We start from the raw sequence: 16432 nt of genomic DNA, 5'->3' as shown, positions 1-16432 counted from the left end.
CTTTGAATATATTCATTAGCCTCTTCTTCTTCAGCAACTAACATTCTTCTTATAGCTTCTTGCTTTTGCTCTTCTAAAATATATCCAAATTGTTCTGTTTCTTTTTGTAATTCTATTATATCTTTTATTAGTAAATCTATTTCTTGTTTTAGCTTATTTTTTTCAATTTCTAATTTTGAGATATGTAACTTCATTGTATTTTTATGCATTTGCAAAACTGAAAAGTCTGATATTGCACCAAATTTCTGTACAGTAGCTGTATCTATTTGTGTATTTGTAATTAAAATTTCTGCATCAATTCTCTCTATTTTTGATAGTAATTGACCTTTTTGCATTAGTTTTTGGTCTGTTTGTTGTAGCCATCCCCCAAAAATGGACCACTTTTAAGCGGACTTTCCTTGAGTTAGATTATACCGTTCCAAAAATTGAATTGGAGTTAAATCATTTAGTGCTTCATGTGGTCTATGATGATTATAATCATGCATCCACTCATAAACATGGTCTCTAACTTCTTTCAATGAGCTAAAAACATAACAATCAAGAAGTTCTCTACGAAAAGAACCATTAAAGCGTTCAACTCTTGCATTTTCTGTAGGTTGACCAGGTCGAATAAAGAGCAGTTTGATATTGTTCCTTTCAGACCACATCTCTAGTTGAGTGGAAATAAACTCAGGTCCATTGTCAACACGTATTGCCTCAGGTTTTCCTCTCCAGTCAATAATACGTTCAAGCACACGAATAACTCTTATAGATTGTAATGATGTATCTACTTCAGTTTCAAGTAGTTCTCGATTAAACTCATCAATTACATTAAGTAACCTATATCTCTTTCCACTCCAAAGATTGTCTGCCATAAAGTCCATTGACCAGATCTTGTTAGGTTGGTCAAGCTGTGCCAATGGTTTCTTAATACGTTTTGGTAAGCGTTTTTTAGTCTTACGCCTTATATTAAGTCCAAGTGATGTATAGACACGATAAACCTTTTTATGGTTCCACTTATGGCCTGCATTTCTTATTCTCAGAAATAGCTTGCGAAATCCATTACGTGGATGCTTCTCTACTAGAGTGTTGAGTATATCAATTACTTCACTATCATCACGTGGTTTGGATTTATAGTAGAAGGTACTTCGATTAATTTGTAATGCTAAACATGCCTGACGAATACTCAGCTTATGTTCTATAGCTAGATATTTTACTAACTTGCACTTCTGGTCAGGCCTTAGAGCTTTTTTTCGATTAGATCCTTGAGTGCATGATTTTCTAAAGCCATTTCAGTAAACATCTTCTTCAGTCTCTCATTTTCTGCTTTAAGTTCTTTAAGACGTTTAATATCTGAGACTTCCATATCAGTATATCTATTTTTCCAATGGTAATAAGTTGTTCTTCCTATTCCATATTTACGACATAAATCGTTTATAGCCAAACCTGCTTCTGCTTCTTTCAAAATCTTTATGATCTTTGTATCATTAAACTTTTGTGGTCTCATGAATTCTCCTGTTAAATTATACAGAAAAGTTCACTTTCAAGTGGTCTAAATAATAGGGATGGCTACATTGTGTTTTCTTTAAATTATATAATTGATCAATCATACTTAATTACCAAAAACTAATATTAAATCCCATAAATCTTTTGTATATGTTTCAATATTATCCCCAATCCAAGGTAATGATATTAAGATAAATGCAGATACAAACACAACTTTTGGAACAAAACTTAAAGAAGCATCACTAACTTGTGTAACTGCTTGAAAAATTGAAATTATCAATCCTATTATCATACTTACAAGTAGTGAAGGTAAACCTAGAATTAAAATGATTTTTACTGTATTTTCTGCAATACCAATTAAATCCACTTTTAGTCTTTAATTTTTATTGTGATTTCTAAAGTTTTATTATTTAATAATTTTGATATTAATTCTGCAATATCTTGAACATTTGAACTTGCAAGTTCAACTTTTTCATTAGTTGTACTATTACTAGCTTCAATTACTGGACTATCAATATTCTGTAAAGCACTTAAAACATCTTGTTCATCTAAGGAATCAAGTTCTGAAAAATTACTAGACATATCATCTCCTTGTATAGGTTCTTGTAAAATTATATTTTCTATTTCGTTAATATCTGATTTATTCTCTTCTTCTAATTCTTCAACATTCTCTTTTTTAATAAATTCATCATCATAATCGGACTTAACATTATTTAATCCAACATCTTCATCAAAATTTATCATATCTGCAAATTTATCTTTTGATATTTCCTTATGTTCAAGTTCATCCTCATTTAATAAATTTTCAAGTTCATCCAGATTAACGTGACTTGATTCATCATCTATTTTATCTTCTTTTTTTGCACTTGAAAGAAGCTCTGATAATTCATCATCTAGTTCTATATCAAAATCATCCTCATCATTTTCATAAGCTTCATCAACAATATTTATTATTGAGTTTTGTATATTCGGTTCTATCTCTTTTTGTTGCTCATGTCTTTTCAAAATATATTTAGGAATATCTTTCAAAGAATCTAGAGAAACGTCTGCTATTCCATTATCTAATAAAAACTCTTCTTCAATACCATCTTTAGGAATAAGAAATTTTATTTTTTGCGTTATTGCATTTTTTTTAATGATTTTTTCATCATCGATTAAATAAATATCATTTGGATTGGCTTCAATAGTAGATTTAAGTAGGTCAAGACTAGTAATATTTTCTATTTTACTATCACTATCTAGTTTAAATTTTATATTCGCGTGTTCTAAAGTTTCATGAATTTCTTTTTTAAAACTATTATTACCATAAATATAAATATTCAAATCAATGCCCTGTAATAAATTTTATTGTGATGATTATACCTTTTTTTATTAAATTTACGATAAAATAATTAGAATTAAGTCTAAGGTAGCATATTGAAGTATTTTTTATTAATATTATTTTTCTTTTCTTCTTTGTACTCTCAAACTGTAAAAGATATCTCAAATATCATCGGAATTAGAGATAACCAACTAATTGGTTATGGTTTAGTTGTTGGACTTGCAGGAACAGGTGATAAATCAAAATTCACAATGCAATCTTTACAAAACTTACTTAGAAACTCGTATATAAAAATTCCTGCTGCGTCAATTGATTCTAAAAATATTGCAGCAGTTATGGTAACAGGAAAGCTTCCTGCTTTTTCAAGACAGGGTGATAAAATAAAAATAAAAGTATCTACAATTGGGGACTCAAAATCAATTGATCATGGTGAGCTTTTAATTACTCAATTAAAAGGTGTTGATGGTAAAGTTTATGCTCTTGCACAAGGAACTATTGTTGCAAATGCCAATAATAAAACTACAGGTTTTATTTATCAAGGTGCTACAGTTGAAAATGAAATTGATTATAACTTACAAAAAGAAGATCATGTAACACTTAGTTTATATAAAAGTTCTGCAAAAAATGCAGATTTAATAGAAACTAAAATTAATAAAAAATTTGGAAGAAGATTAGCCTATGCCATTGATACGAGAACAATTCGAGTAAGTAAACCTAATGAAATCTCAATTATTAAATTTATCTCTATGATTCAAAATATTCCTTTAAATTCTGATTTTAAAAAGAAAATTATTATAGATATGAACAGAGAATCAGTAATAGCAGGTGCTGATATAGTAATATCTCCTGTTACGATTGCTAGAGATTCTTTTACAATAAGAATTAAAAAATCAACTTTAAATGAACCTCAATGGAATGACCCTAAATATAATAAAGGTGTTGATGTTGGAGATGATGTCAAAATTGCAGATAAACCAGCAGTAGATATTAATAATGCCATGATTAATACAAAAGAAGCCCCTACTGTATCAGATTTAGTAAGAGCAATGAAAGTTATGAAATTGCCAATGACAGAAATAATTGATACTCTTAAAATGATAAAAGAGATGGGTGCTATAGATGTTGAATTTGAGATAAGAGGATAATATGGCAGAATTTTTAAGTCAAGATGAGATTGATGCACTTTTAGATATTGCCGAGCAAGGAGAGGATATTGATAACTCTCCTATTGAAAAAGTTGTTTCAAAAGAAAAAAATTACTCAATTTATGATTTTAAAAAACCAAACCGTATTTCAAATGAACAATTTAAAGCTTTTTCTGCTATTCATGATAAAATGCTTAGAGACTTTATTACTGATCTTTCAGCAATGCTTAGAAAAATTGTTGATGTTAAACTTTACTCAATTGAACAAATGACATATGGAGAGTTTATTCTTTCAATTCCTCAAATAACATCATTAAATACACTTTCTATTAAACCTATGGAAGGAAGAATTGTAATTGAGTGTAACCCTGGTATTTCACATAAAATTATTGCAGAACTATTAGGTTCTGGTGCTGTTAATACAAATGATAATTTAGATAGAGAGTTAACTGAAATTGAAGTAGAAATTTTTGAACACTTCTATACAATGTTTATAAAAAATCTTTATAAAACTTGGGAAGATATTTCAACATTAAACTTTAAAACAGAATCAAGAGATACAAATGCAAATGCAATTCAAATTATTTCTGATCATGAAATTGTACTTTTAGTTGTTCTTGAAATTACAATTGATGAAGAGTCTGGCTTTTTATCTATTTGTTACCCCATTTCTTATATTGAACCTCTTTTAAACAAAATTGTTGAAAAAGTTTTTTCTGAGGGAAAGAATAGAAAATCAAGTAGAAAAAAAGATATTAAAACATTAATATCAGGTGCAAAAATGAAAGTTGAGTCAATTATGGCTGAAACTGAATTAAGTGCAGAAGATATTTTAAATTTAAAAGTTGATGATGTAATTGTGTTTAATAAAAATGCGACATCCTCATCAAATAAAATATATATTAATAAAAAAGAGAAGTTTTTAAGTTTATCTGGAATTTCAAATAATAGAAAAGCTATTCAAATACAATCTAATCTTGATAAAGAAAAACTTGAAACATTAGATATATTAAGAGTTATGAGAGAAGAAAGAATAGTAAAAGCAAAAGAGAAGTCTACTAATATTAAAAGACTTCTAAGTGACAGAGAGGTTAAAAAGAAAAATTAATTCTTTTTAATACTCCATGCTATAGTTTCATTTGCATACATTGGAACTACATTTTCGTTTGCGTATGTATATAAAGAAGGAACTACAAAGTCTTTCTTTTCAAATGTAATAGTTTTTTTCTTCGGTGTTAATCCATATACTCTTTGTGCTGTTAAAGATACAAAATCATTTAAATTATCCAAACAGTCATGTTTCTCAAATAATTCAACTAATACCTGTAGAGCAATTGGAGATGTAAATACACCAGCTGCACAACCACAAGACTCTTTTTTATGTTTTGGATGAGGAGCAGAGTCACTTCCAAACATTAATTTTGGATGAGCTTTTAAAGCAGCCTCTAACAATGCAGATCTATCTTCAGGTCTTTTTGCAATTGGCTTACAAAATAAATGAGGTTGAAGCATTCCACCTGCTACATCATCAAGAGTAATTAATAAATGCTGTAAAGTTACAGTTGCATGTAAGTTTTCATACTTTTCAAGTAACTCAACTGCTTCTTTTGTAGTAATATGTTCCATTATAATTTTTAAATCAGGAAAAGCTTTTGCTATTGATTCATAAATTGGCATAAACTCTTTTTCTCTATCCATAACAAAACCATTAGTTTCACCATGAATACATAAAGGTATTCCTAATTTACTCATTGATTCTAAAGTTGGTCTTAATACTTCAACATCCATTGAAGAAACACCTGTTTCAGAATTAGTAGTAATTCCAGCTGGATATAGCTTAATTCCAATAATATCCTCTTTTATATCTTCTAAAAATTCATATGAATAATCTGCTTGAAAAAACAGAGTTACATGTGCATCAAAGATATCTTCTTTACAAGCTTCTTTAATTCTTTGTTTATAAGAAAGTAATGCTTCTTTTGTAGTAATTGGAGGTACTAAGTTTGGCATAATTAAAGCACCAGAGAAAGTGTTAGAAGTTAAGGGACCAACTAACTTTAGCATATCACCATCACGTAAGTGAAGGTGCATATCTAAAGGTTCATTAATCTCAAAAGTTGAAGAAGAACTCATTAAATAGCTTCCTCGTCTTCTTCTCCTGTTCTAATTCTAACAATTTTTTCAATTGAAGATACAAATATTTTCCCATCTCCGATTTTTCCTGTTTTTGCAGAATCAGTAATTAACTTAATTGTATTATCTACATCTGCTTCTGCAACAATTAATTCTAATTTAATTTTTGGAAGAAAATCAACAACATATTCAGCACCTCTATATAATTCAGAGTGACCTTGTTGTCTTCCATAACCTTTAACATCAGATACTGTCATACCTGTTATTCCAGCTTCTGTTAATGCATCTTTTACATCTTCTAATTTAAATGGTTTTATTACTGCTTCGATTTTTTTCAAACTATATCCTTTTTAATTCTGTTTATTCTATCAAATTTTATATAAATTTATAACTTATTAGAAAGCTCTTTTAAATTCTGGGTAAGCTTCAATACCACATTCTTCTACATCTAAACCTTGCATCTCTTCGTCATTATCAGCACGTAAAGGCATGATTTTATTTATAATAAATAAAACAATATATGATGAAACAAAAGCAAATACTCCAACAACTAAAATACCTTTTAATTGTCCTAATAAAGTAATATCACTTCCATTTGATGCAAATATTCCAACAGCTATTGTTCCCCAAATACCATTTAATAAATGCACTGATAAAGCACCAACTGGATCATCAATTCTTAATTTATCAAAGAAAGATACTCCAAAAACAACTATGATTCCACCAATAGCTCCTATTAAAATTGGAGTATAAATATCATATAAATCTGGTCCTGCTGTAACTGCAACTAATCCACCTAAAGCACCATTTAAAATCATAGTTAAATCAAGTTTTTTATATCTAAACTGCATAAAGATTGCAACCATAATAGCTCCAGCAAGTCCAGCTGTATTTGTATTCATAATCGTAAGTGCAACTGCATCAGCATTTTCTTTACTTGCAATTGATCCTACAGAACCACCATTAAATCCAAACCAACCAATCCATAAAAGAAAAGCACCTAAAGTTAATAAAGGAATATTTGAAGCTGGAATTACTCTAATTCCACCTGTATCTGTATATCTACCTTTTCTTGCACCTATAATTATAATTGCAGCAAGTAAAGCCCAACCACCAGTTGAATGTATTACTGTAGAACCTGCTAAATCATACATTGATAAAGAAAGAAATGTTCCATCTAAAAAATTCATTCCCCATGTTATATTTACAATTAATGGATAAAGAAGTGAGGCCATAATAACAGTAAATATTGCTAAAGGAACAATTTTAGCTCTTTCACTAACACCACCTGACATGATATTTACAACTTTCCCAACAAATGCCATTTGGAACATAAATGCAGCCCATTTACTCATACTGTCACTTCCAAAATCACCAAATGCGATTGAATAACCAATAAGTAAGAAAGATAATGATGCAATTGCATAAATTAATGTATTAATTGTTAATACAGCTGTAACGTTTTTAGTTCTAACAATACCAGCTTCTAGCATTGCGAAACCTGGAACCATGAAGATAATTAATGTCATAGCAAAAATTGCATATAACGTATCAATTATATAAGAGACAGATTCTATATTCATAAATAATCCTTGTGATTGTTTTATTTATATTATATAGGTATAAAAAATATTTGTTTTAAGTTGATTGTATAAAAAGTATACAATTTGAGAAAAAAGTATATTTTCTCAAATTATAAATAAAAACTATATAGCTTCAGGACCTTTTTCTTCAGTTCTAATTCTAACTACTTCATCTAATGATGATACAAAAATCTTACCATCACCAATTTTTCCAGTTTTAGCAGCTTCAACTATTGCAGATATTGCAGTATCTACCATATCTTCTTGAACAACTAAATCAATTTTAATTTTTGGTAGAAAATCTACCACATACTCAGCCCCTCTGTATAATTCAGAGTGACCTTGTTGTCGTCCATAACCTTTTACGTCATAAACACTCATACCTGTAATACCAGCTTCAACTAATGCATCTTTTACATCTTCTAGTTTAAAAGGTTTAATTATTGCTTCAATTTTTTTCATATTTTACTTCCTATGCTCTTTTAAATTCTGGATAAGCTTCAAGTCCAGTTTCATGAATATCAAGACCATCAATCTCTGTTTCTTCATCAACTCTTAATCCAATTACCATATCTAAGATTTTCCATACAATGAATGATGAAATAAATACAAATGCACCAATTACAACAATACCTTTAACTTGTGCCATAATAGCAACTTCAGGATTGAAAATACCTACAGCTAATGTTCCCCAGATACCTGCAACTAAGTGAACAGATAATGCACCAACTGGATCATCAATTCTTAACTTATCCCATAAAGGAACAGCAAATACAACTAAAGCACCACCAACAATACCTTCAACAAATGAAACAACCATACCTAAATCAGGACCAGCAGTTACAGATACTAAACCAGCTAAAGCACCATTTAATACCATTGTTAAATCAACTTTTTTGTATAAAAGTTGCGTTAATAATGCAGCCATAAGTGCACCAGCACAAGCAGCCATATTTGTATCTGCAATTACCATAGCAATTCCATCAATATCAGCTTTAGATCCTAATGCTAATTGAGAACCACCATTAAATCCAAACCAACCCATCCATAAAATGAATGTACCTAAAGTTGCTAATGTAAGATTAGAACCTGGAATTGGTCTAACTTGTCCATTTTTACCATACTTACCTTTTCTAGCTCCTAAAATAAGAACACCAGCTAAAGCAGCCCATCCACCAACAGAGTGAACAATTGTTGAACCAGCAAAATCAGAGAAACCAGCGATTACTCCACCAAGCTCAGTTCCACCCCATGTCCAGTGACCTTGAATTGGATAAATAACACCAGATAAAACAGTAACAAATATTAAGAATGGCCATAATTTCATTCTTTCAGCAATTGTTCCAGAAATTACAGATGCTGCAGTTGCAACAAATACTACTTGGAAGAAGAAGTCAGCCATAACAGGATAACCCATCGCTTCATTTGTTTTACCACTTAACATAGCACCACTACCAATAAACGCACTACCGTCACCATACATAAAGTTATATCCAACAAAATAGAACATAATACAAGATATTGCAAATAACGCAATATTTTTTGTTAATACTGTCGCATTATTTTTTGTTCTCGTTAACCCAGCTTCTAGCATTGCAAATCCTGCAGCCATCCACATTACTAAAATTCCTGCAAACACGAACAGGAAACCATCTAAGATGTATTTTACATCAGCAAAATTTTCCATAAGACCCCTTTGTCAATTTTTATACGAGTATTATAAAACATTACATGTGATAAGTAAACATACTTTCTGTATATTTTATATACAAAAATAATAAAATTTAATAGACTACTTTTTTATAACTATAAAATCATCAATATAGCTATCTTTTAGCTAAGTGATAATAAAATAAATAAAATTTCAGATGAAGAGTGATATATGTTAAAAGGTTTTATGAACAAAAAGAATTATACTGAAGTTGACTTATTAACAGAACTATTAAATCCTGTATTTGATCCAAAAAAGATTGATACAGTTTATCAAAACTCTAATATAGATTTAGAATGGCAAAATGATAATAAGGAAACATTTCTTCACATATGTTCAAAAGCTGGTTTCTTAGAATCTGTTAAATGGCTATTAAATAAAAATGTAAATACTGAAATACAAAACTTAGAAAATGAAACAGCATTATTTTATGCATCACACTCTAACAATTTAGCTCTTGTAACACTATTAGTTGAAAGAGGAGCTAATGTAAACCATATAAATGTTCATCATAGATCTTTATTACAAGAAACTATAATATCTAGTAATAATCGATTAGTTAACTACTTAATTTCACAATCTAATAATCTTTCAAATGAAGATAAATATGGTAATAATTTAATCTTTGATGCTATTTCAAATGGTAAAAAAGAGATTATTTCTTTAGTTGCACAATTAGAAGAAGTTGATATAAATCATATAAATCATGAGGGAAATACTGCTTTACAACAAGAAGTGGTTTTACGAAATAATAATCTTGCTATTGATTTAATGCAATTAGGCGCAGATCCTACAATTCAAGATAAAAGTGGAAAAAATTTTTTATTTTATACAATCTCTAAAGGATATAAAAATGTAGAGATTTTAGAAAAAGCTGTTGAATTAGGTTGTGATATTAATACAAGAAGTTCTGATAATACAACAATATTAATTGAATCAATTAATCATTTCCTAAACACTCCAAAAGATAACCAAGAAGAGAGAGAAAATCATTTATTAATGGTTAAAGAATTAATTGCAAAAGGCGTAGATATTGAAGCACTTGATGATAAAAATGAAACAGCATTTTATGCAGCAACTAGAAGTGCAGATATTAAACTAATAGATATTTTTCTAACAAATAAAAACATCTCAATTAACCATCAAAATATTAAAGGTGAAACTGTTTTATCTATCCTTATATTGATGGGAATTGCAAATATTAAAACTATAATTAAGTTTTTAGACCATAATGCTAATCCAAATATTATAAATAAAAAAGGTCAAAACTGTATAGAGATACTTAGTGATATAATCTTATTTTATCAAAATCACAAAGATTTAGATCCAGATATTGAAAATAAACTCGATATTAATGGTGAATACTTAACAGTTTTAAGTAAAATTATTGAACATTCAAGTGTTAACTTTAAACATCTTAATTCAAAAGGCAAGCCCTTATTTTTTGATTCAATTTTATATTTTAATATGAACCTTTTTAAAATATTTAGAGACTCTAATATTGATATTAATTTAAGAGATAAAGAAGATCATAATATTATATTTGAACTTATGGATTATAATAATACGCACTCAAGTAAAAAAGAAAAAAAACAATACTTAGAAATGATGCAAAACTTAATCAATATTGGTGTTGATGTAAATGCAAAAAATCATGAGGGACTAACACCCCTACATAAATCAGTTGCTGAAAAATGTGAATATACAGTAAGATTACTACTTGAAGCAAAATCAGATACACTAGCAGTTGATAATAAGGGTAGAAGTATAATCCATAATTGTATTTGGAAAGATACAACAAGATATTTTAAATTAATTCATTCATATAACCCTAATATTATTAATATCCCAGATAAATTTGGATTAAAACCTATTAACTATGCTGCTTTTATGGGTAAAAAAGATTTAATAATACAAATGCTTGATGCAGGAGCATTAGTAAATAATCCACATAAAAAAGATCCTAAAATATTGGAGTTCTTTGAGAAATTTCATAAAAATATACTTAATATTGAAGAGGGAGTTAAGAGTGAACTTGATAGAAAAAGTTTAAGACTCCTGGCAAATACAATGATTGAAGAGTTTGATATTAAAGCTTAAATGAATAACAGTAAAACTGTTATTCATCATCTTTTGCAAATTTTTCATAAAGAAAACTTAAAATTGCTTCTCTACATCTAATATATTCAGGGTCACTTTGTAATTCAACTCTATTTCTTGGTCTATCTAATTTTACTTCTAAAATTTCTCCAATTGTAGCTTCTGGACCATTTGTCATCATAATAACTTTATCACTTAATAAAACAGCTTCATCAATATCATGAGTAATAATAATTACAGTATTTTCAACACTTTGTTGTATTCTCATTAAATGTTCTTGAAGATTTGCTCTAGTTAAAGAATCAAGAGCCCCAAAAGGTTCATCCATAAGTAATACATCTGGTTTAATAGATAAAGCTCTTGCAATTCCAACTCTTTGCTTCATACCACCTGAAATTTCTCCAGGATATTTATCTTTTGCATGATCTAAATTTACCATAGAAACAAATTTTTCAACTCTAGCTCTTAGTTCTGAAGAAGATAATTCAGGCATTACTTTTTTAACTGCCATTTCAATATTTTCATATACACTTAACCAAGGTAATAGTGAATGATTTTGGAAAACAACAGCCCTTTCTGGTCCTGGTCCTTTTATCTCTTTATTATTTAAAATAATATTACCTTTTGTTTGTGCATCAAGTCCAGCAATCATATTTAATAAAGTTGACTTACCACATCCACTATGTCCAATAATTGAAATAATTTCATTTTTTGCAATTTTCACATTTACATCAACAACTGCAACGTATTCTTTTCCCCCACCAAGAGGGAAGCTTTTATGTATATTTTCTAATTCTAAAAAGTTTTTATTACTCATCTTTTATCCCTACGTTCTTTTTCTATAATCAAAATAATCTGCAATTTTTCCCATCATTACATCTAAAATAAATCCAATCAGACCAACAAGGATAATTCCTATAATAATATTATGATAAGAAAGGTTATTATACTCATCCCAAATCCAGAATCCAATACCAATACCACCTGTTAACATCTCAGCTGCAACAATAACAAGCCATGCAATTCCAAGTGATAATCTCATTCCTGTAAATATATACGGAACAGCAACTGGTAATATAATTTTTGTAATCTTCTCTAAAGAAGTAAACTGTAATACCTTAGCAACATTTAAATAATCTTCACTTACATTTTTAACACCTAATGCCGTATTAATAATAATAGGCCAAATTGATGTTATAAAAATTGTAGATATTGCTGTTGCATTAATATCTTGAAAAACAAATAGTAATAAAGGTAGCCAAGCTAGTGGTGAAACTGGCTTAAATATCTGAATAAATGGTTCAAATGCATATTGGAAATTTTTACTCATTCCTACAAGTAATCCAACAGGAACTCCTACAATAATTGCTAAAACAAAACCTGCAAATACTCTTTCTAACGATGCTAATATTTGCCAGAATAAACCTTTATCATCTTGATTCTCTATATAAAAAGGATCAGATAAAACACCCTCTATTTCATCACCATCAGCTGTTTCTCCACCAAATGCATATACATATGTATCACTAGGTGTTGGGAAATCCTCTACAATAGTTGCAAGACCAGACCAAACTTGTATTAATACTAATAACACTATAAAGGGTAGTAGTATTTTTTTATATGTTTCTTTATTCATCTTTTACCTTTTTTTTGTTCTTTTAAATGCCTAGAATCTGCGCATAAGTAGGAAGGAACTTAATAACTAGGCATTTAAAAAGACAAAGTTTAAAAACTTTATCTTTTCAATTTTAATTTTTTGTTGCTTATCTTCCAGTTGCCTCGCCCTTCAGTGGTATTTCATACATCACTTTCGGGTTCCAACTGATAAAAGACAAACTCTTGTCTTTTATTTTCCAGTTGCCTCGCCCTTCAGTGGTATTTCATACATCACTTTCGGGTTCCAACTGATAAAAGACAAACTCTTGTCTTTTATTTTCCAGTTGTCACATATTTAGGATCAGCACAACCAGCAGGTCCATAATGACACTCATATTTTGGTTGTTTAGTTTCAACTTTCCAGTTGTTCGCTTTCATTAAATCTTCTTTTGAAACTAATGAATTTTGAACTTTTGCATCAAAAATATAATCAACAGCTTTATTTGGATCCCAAACTCTACCATCTAAGAATTTATTATATTCATCAACACCATCTTTTTTCCAAGCACTTGGAGGTAATGTATAACCAACTTCTTTTGCAACTTCGGCAAATAAATCAGGTCTATAAACTTTTTCAATTAATGCTTTCATATCTACAGGCTTATCAAGTTGTCCCCATCTATACATTTGAGTAACGAACCACATACCATGTGAATAAAATGGATATGATGCATAGTTATTTGCAAATACATTAAACATTGGATTAGCAGAATCTACACCTTTATTATAAAGGAATGTTCCGCTCATAGATTTTCTTAATACATTTTTAGGAGCATTTACATAGTTTCTTTTTGCTAAGTAACCAATTGCTTCTTCTCTATTTTCCCATGATTCATCTAACCATTTTTGAGCTTTAACAACTGCTCTCATAACAGCTTTTGTAGTTTCTGGATTTTTCTTAACAAAATCAGCTCTTGCTTGTAAAACTTTTTCAGGATTATTATTCCAAATATCATAATTTGTAACTAATGCAGAACCTTTACCTTTAAGTACGATTCTTGAATTCCAAGGTTCACCAACACAATAACCTTCAATATTACCAGCAATTAAGTTTGATGGCATTGTTGGTGGTGGGAATGGCTTAATTGTACAATCTTGATCTGGTCTAATTCCAGATGAAGCCATCCAATATCTTAACTCATAGTTATGTGTAGAAACTGGGTGAACCATACCAAAGTTTAAAGGAGCATAGTTTTTACCCTCTTTTGCTCTTTTAGCATCAATATATTTTTTTAACGAATCAGCAGTAACTGGACGTTCAGTTTTATCTAAACCATATTTTTCCATTTCAGCAATAATATTATTACCATATGTAATTGCATTACCATTAAAGTCTAAAGATAATAAAGCTTGTAAATGAGCATTTCCATTAATTCCTAAAGTTGCAGCAATTGGCATACCTGCAAGTGCATGAGAAAAGTCATATTCACCAGAAATTACTTTTTGTTGAATCCCAGGCCAACCTCCACCTTCTTTTGCAACATGTACATCTAAACCTTCAGCTTTAAAAAAACCTTTTTCTTTTGCAATTACTAATGGTGCACAATCAGTTAATGCAATGAAACCTATTTTTAACTTTGTTTTCTCTGGAGCTGCTAATAATGTACTTGCAACTATAGATACACCTAACCCAATTTTTAGAACCTGCTTAATCATCTTTTTCTCCTTTTAATCCATGTTAATGTTTTATAGCATCAATTGTAACAGAGCAAAAACAAAAAAGATACAATTTATTGGATACTTTTTATACATTTAATCTTAAAAATACATTAACTATATCTACAAAGCTAGTATTATTAAGCAATAGCAGCATTTTTTATTTTATTTACATTTTTTATTTCTTAATATTTCATTAATATTTTATTTCTGTAAATACATATTAACCAATTGGATATTTTATATACAACTATTATTGTTTATATTTACTTATCAGATATATAATAAACTTATAATTACATTAAAGGAATAAAATGGCAGGATTAAAAGATTTAAAAGGTCAAGGACATGCACCAACATTGTTTATGGCTTTTTTATACTTTGACATGAGTTTTATGGTTTGGACAATGTTAGGTCCATTAAGTACAGAAATTACTGAAGCTTTAGCTTTAACTGGTCATATAATGACAGCAAGTGAAAAAGCTACTTTACTTTCTCTTCCAATTCTTTCAGGAGCTATATTAAGAGTTCTATTAGGATTTGGTGTTGATAAACTTGGTGCTAAAATAACTGCACTTATGTCCCAATCCGTAGTAATTGCTGCTTTATTAACAGCATACTTATTAGGTAATGAGATTTCTTATAATCAATTACTAATTGTTGCACTTGGTCTTGGTTTTGCAGGAGCATCATTTGCAGTTGCACTTCCACAAGCTGGTCAATGGTATCCACCAAAACTTCAAGGTGTTGTTTTAGGAATTGCAGGTGCTGGAAATATTGGTGTTGTTATTGACTTCTTATTTGCTCCAAAGATTGCTGAAATTTGGGGATGGGAATCTGTATTTGGTGTAGGTGCATTTATGGCAATTATTGTATTAATTGCGTACTTCTTCTTAGCACAAGATGCACCTGAAGATGTATATAAAAAGAATCCAAAAAAATTAAAAGACTATGGTAAACTTTTAAAAGATAAAGATACATGGTGGTTCTGTTTATTCTATGCAGTTTCATTTGGTGGATTTGTTGGGTTTGCAGGATATATGAAAGTTTATTTAATGAATACATATCAAATTGATATGGCAGCATTTGGACTTGATGTATTAGATGAAGGAAATGTAAAAGTAATTGCTGGATACTTTGGTGCTTTATGTATCTTTGCTGGTGCAATTTTAAGACCAGTTGGTGGAGCAGTAGCTGATAAGATTGGTGGAATTAGGTCTCTATACTACTTCTATGGAACTGTAGCATTATTAGCAATCATTAATGCGACAATAGAATTACCATTTGCAGTTGCAATATTAGTATTATTCTTAATTATGGCAAATCTAGGTATGGCAAATGGAGCAGTATTCCAACTTGTACCTCAAAGATTTGGTAAAGATATTGGTATTATGACTGGTATTGTTGGATGTGCTGGTGGACTTGGTGGTACTGCATTAATCCAAACTCTTGGTTGGTCTAAAGGTGCATTTGATGGATATACAGCAGGTTTCTTAATCTTTGCAGTTGTTGTATTTGTTGCAATCTCAGGAATCTCTTTAGTAAAAACTAGATGGAGAACTACTTGGGGAGTAAGTGCTGGTGGTAGAATATAAAAAGAGCATTTGCTCTTTTTATATCTAAATTAAGACTCTTTAGTAGA

The 16432-nt window shown here is 29.5% G+C and carries 16 protein-coding genes; 4 read left to right on the top strand and 12 right to left on the bottom strand.

What is annotated here, in order from left to right:
- From GBG18_RS06310 to GBG18_RS06295, 4 genes are all read right to left on the bottom strand, one after another.
- A partial coding sequence (locus GBG18_RS06310) for a hypothetical protein (RefSeq protein ID WP_152189440.1) occupies positions 1 to 335 on the bottom strand: 335 nt, incomplete at its 3' end.
- Between the two features lie 48 nt (positions 336 to 383).
- A protein-coding gene (locus GBG18_RS06305; RefSeq protein ID WP_152189438.1) for an IS3 family transposase occupies positions 384 to 1486 on the bottom strand; the annotation gives its coding sequence in 2 pieces (ribosomal slippage) (positions 384 to 1225 and positions 1225 to 1486; 1104 coding nt in all).
- Between the two features lie 105 nt (positions 1487 to 1591).
- Complete coding sequence (locus GBG18_RS06300; RefSeq protein ID WP_152189436.1) at positions 1592 to 1852, bottom strand: flagellar biosynthetic protein FliQ; 261 nt, start codon at positions 1850 to 1852, stop codon at positions 1592 to 1594.
- 2 nt (positions 1853 to 1854) lie between these two features.
- Positions 1855 to 2808: a hypothetical protein gene (locus tag GBG18_RS06295; RefSeq protein ID WP_152189435.1), complete on the bottom strand. Its 954-nt coding sequence runs from the start codon at positions 2806 to 2808 to the stop codon at positions 1855 to 1857.
- Between the two features lie 93 nt (positions 2809 to 2901).
- Between GBG18_RS06295 and GBG18_RS06290 the strand changes: the two genes are divergently transcribed.
- Together GBG18_RS06290 and fliM are read left to right on the top strand one after the other, a co-directional pair.
- Positions 2902 to 3951: a flagellar basal body P-ring protein FlgI gene (locus tag GBG18_RS06290; protein WP_152189433.1), complete on the top strand. Its 1050-nt coding sequence runs from the start codon at positions 2902 to 2904 to the stop codon at positions 3949 to 3951.
- Between the two features lies 1 nt (position 3952).
- Positions 3953 to 5059, top strand: coding sequence for a flagellar motor switch protein FliM (fliM, locus tag GBG18_RS06285; RefSeq protein ID WP_152189431.1), 1107 nt, complete (start codon positions 3953 to 3955; stop codon positions 5057 to 5059).
- On the opposite strand, the gene pyrC is transcribed toward fliM, so the two are convergent.
- The 5 genes from pyrC to amtB form a co-directional block, all read right to left on the bottom strand.
- Complete coding sequence (pyrC, locus tag GBG18_RS06280; RefSeq protein ID WP_152189429.1) at positions 5056 to 6084, bottom strand: dihydroorotase; 1029 nt, start codon at positions 6082 to 6084, stop codon at positions 5056 to 5058. The two genes, fliM and pyrC, sit on opposite strands and share 4 nt — an antisense overlap.
- Positions 6084 to 6422 (bottom strand): P-II family nitrogen regulator, encoded by a 339-nt coding sequence (locus tag GBG18_RS06275; RefSeq protein WP_152189427.1) that lies wholly within the window; start codon positions 6420 to 6422, stop codon positions 6084 to 6086. Before GBG18_RS06275 ends, pyrC begins: the two co-directional genes overlap by 1 nt.
- Before the next feature lie 57 nt (positions 6423 to 6479).
- A complete protein-coding gene (locus GBG18_RS06270) occupies positions 6480 to 7667 on the bottom strand; it encodes an ammonium transporter (protein WP_152189425.1) in 1188 nt (395 codons plus the stop codon).
- Between the two features lie 123 nt (positions 7668 to 7790).
- Complete coding sequence (locus GBG18_RS06265; RefSeq protein WP_152189424.1) at positions 7791 to 8129, bottom strand: P-II family nitrogen regulator; 339 nt, start codon at positions 8127 to 8129, stop codon at positions 7791 to 7793.
- Between the two features lie 10 nt (positions 8130 to 8139).
- Positions 8140 to 9354, bottom strand: coding sequence for an ammonium transporter AmtB (amtB, locus tag GBG18_RS06260; protein ID WP_152189422.1), 1215 nt, complete (start codon positions 9352 to 9354; stop codon positions 8140 to 8142).
- A gap of 210 nt (positions 9355 to 9564) precedes the next feature.
- Between amtB and GBG18_RS06255 the strand changes: the two genes are divergently transcribed.
- Positions 9565 to 11478: an ankyrin repeat domain-containing protein gene (locus tag GBG18_RS06255; RefSeq protein WP_193311085.1), complete on the top strand. Its 1914-nt coding sequence runs from the start codon at positions 9565 to 9567 to the stop codon at positions 11476 to 11478.
- 19 nt (positions 11479 to 11497) lie between these two features.
- On the opposite strand, the gene GBG18_RS06250 is transcribed toward GBG18_RS06255, so the two are convergent.
- From GBG18_RS06250 to GBG18_RS06240, 3 genes are all read right to left on the bottom strand, one after another.
- Positions 11498 to 12295 carry an ABC transporter ATP-binding protein gene (locus tag GBG18_RS06250; RefSeq protein ID WP_152189419.1) on the bottom strand — a complete coding sequence of 266 codons (798 nt, stop codon included), beginning with the start codon at positions 12293 to 12295 and terminating at the stop codon, positions 11498 to 11500.
- Positions 12296 to 12304: 9 nt separating this feature from the next.
- Positions 12305 to 13114 (bottom strand): nitrate ABC transporter permease, encoded by an 810-nt coding sequence (gene ntrB, locus GBG18_RS06245; protein ID WP_152189417.1) that lies wholly within the window; start codon positions 13112 to 13114, stop codon positions 12305 to 12307.
- 293 nt (positions 13115 to 13407) lie between these two features.
- Positions 13408 to 14790 (bottom strand): CmpA/NrtA family ABC transporter substrate-binding protein, encoded by a 1383-nt coding sequence (locus GBG18_RS06240; RefSeq protein ID WP_152189415.1) that lies wholly within the window; start codon positions 14788 to 14790, stop codon positions 13408 to 13410.
- A 314-nt stretch (positions 14791 to 15104) separates the two neighbouring features.
- Here GBG18_RS06240 and GBG18_RS06235 point away from each other — a divergent pair, with 314 nt between their 5' ends.
- Entirely contained in the window at positions 15105 to 16385 is a 1281-nt protein-coding gene (locus GBG18_RS06235) for an MFS transporter (RefSeq protein WP_152189414.1), read from the top strand.
- Positions 16386 to 16432 lie beyond the last annotated feature (47 nt).

The sequence above is a fragment of the Poseidonibacter ostreae genome, assembly GCF_009208075.1.
Taxonomy (GTDB): domain Bacteria; phylum Campylobacterota; class Campylobacteria; order Campylobacterales; family Arcobacteraceae; genus Poseidonibacter; species Poseidonibacter ostreae.
The sequence above is the reverse complement of the archived record's forward strand: the minus strand, read 5'-3'. Positions and strand labels throughout refer to the sequence as shown.

Excerpts from the sequence above, each read along its gene's own strand:
- amtB (WP_152189422.1), bottom strand. The coding sequence starts at position 9,354 with ATGGAAAATTTTGCTGATGTAAAATACATCTTAGATGGTTTCCTGTTC.
- GBG18_RS06250 (WP_152189419.1), bottom strand. The coding sequence starts at position 12,295 with ATGAGTAATAAAAACTTTTTAGAATTAGAAAATATACATAAAAGCTTC.
- GBG18_RS06265 (WP_152189424.1), bottom strand. The coding sequence starts at position 8,129 with ATGAAAAAAATTGAAGCAATAATTAAACCTTTTAAACTAGAAGATGTA.
- GBG18_RS06235 (WP_152189414.1), top strand. The coding sequence starts at position 15,105 with ATGGCAGGATTAAAAGATTTAAAAGGTCAAGGACATGCACCAACATTG.
- fliM (WP_152189431.1), top strand. The coding sequence starts at position 3,953 with ATGGCAGAATTTTTAAGTCAAGATGAGATTGATGCACTTTTAGATATT.
- ntrB (WP_152189417.1), bottom strand. The coding sequence starts at position 13,114 with ATGAATAAAGAAACATATAAAAAAATACTACTACCCTTTATAGTGTTA.
- GBG18_RS06255 (WP_193311085.1), top strand. The coding sequence starts at position 9,565 with ATGAACAAAAAGAATTATACTGAAGTTGACTTATTAACAGAACTATTA.
- pyrC (WP_152189429.1), bottom strand. The coding sequence starts at position 6,084 with ATGAGTTCTTCTTCAACTTTTGAGATTAATGAACCTTTAGATATGCAC.
- GBG18_RS06270 (WP_152189425.1), bottom strand. The coding sequence starts at position 7,667 with ATGAATATAGAATCTGTCTCTTATATAATTGATACGTTATATGCAATT.
- GBG18_RS06240 (WP_152189415.1), bottom strand. The coding sequence starts at position 14,790 with ATGATTAAGCAGGTTCTAAAAATTGGGTTAGGTGTATCTATAGTTGCA.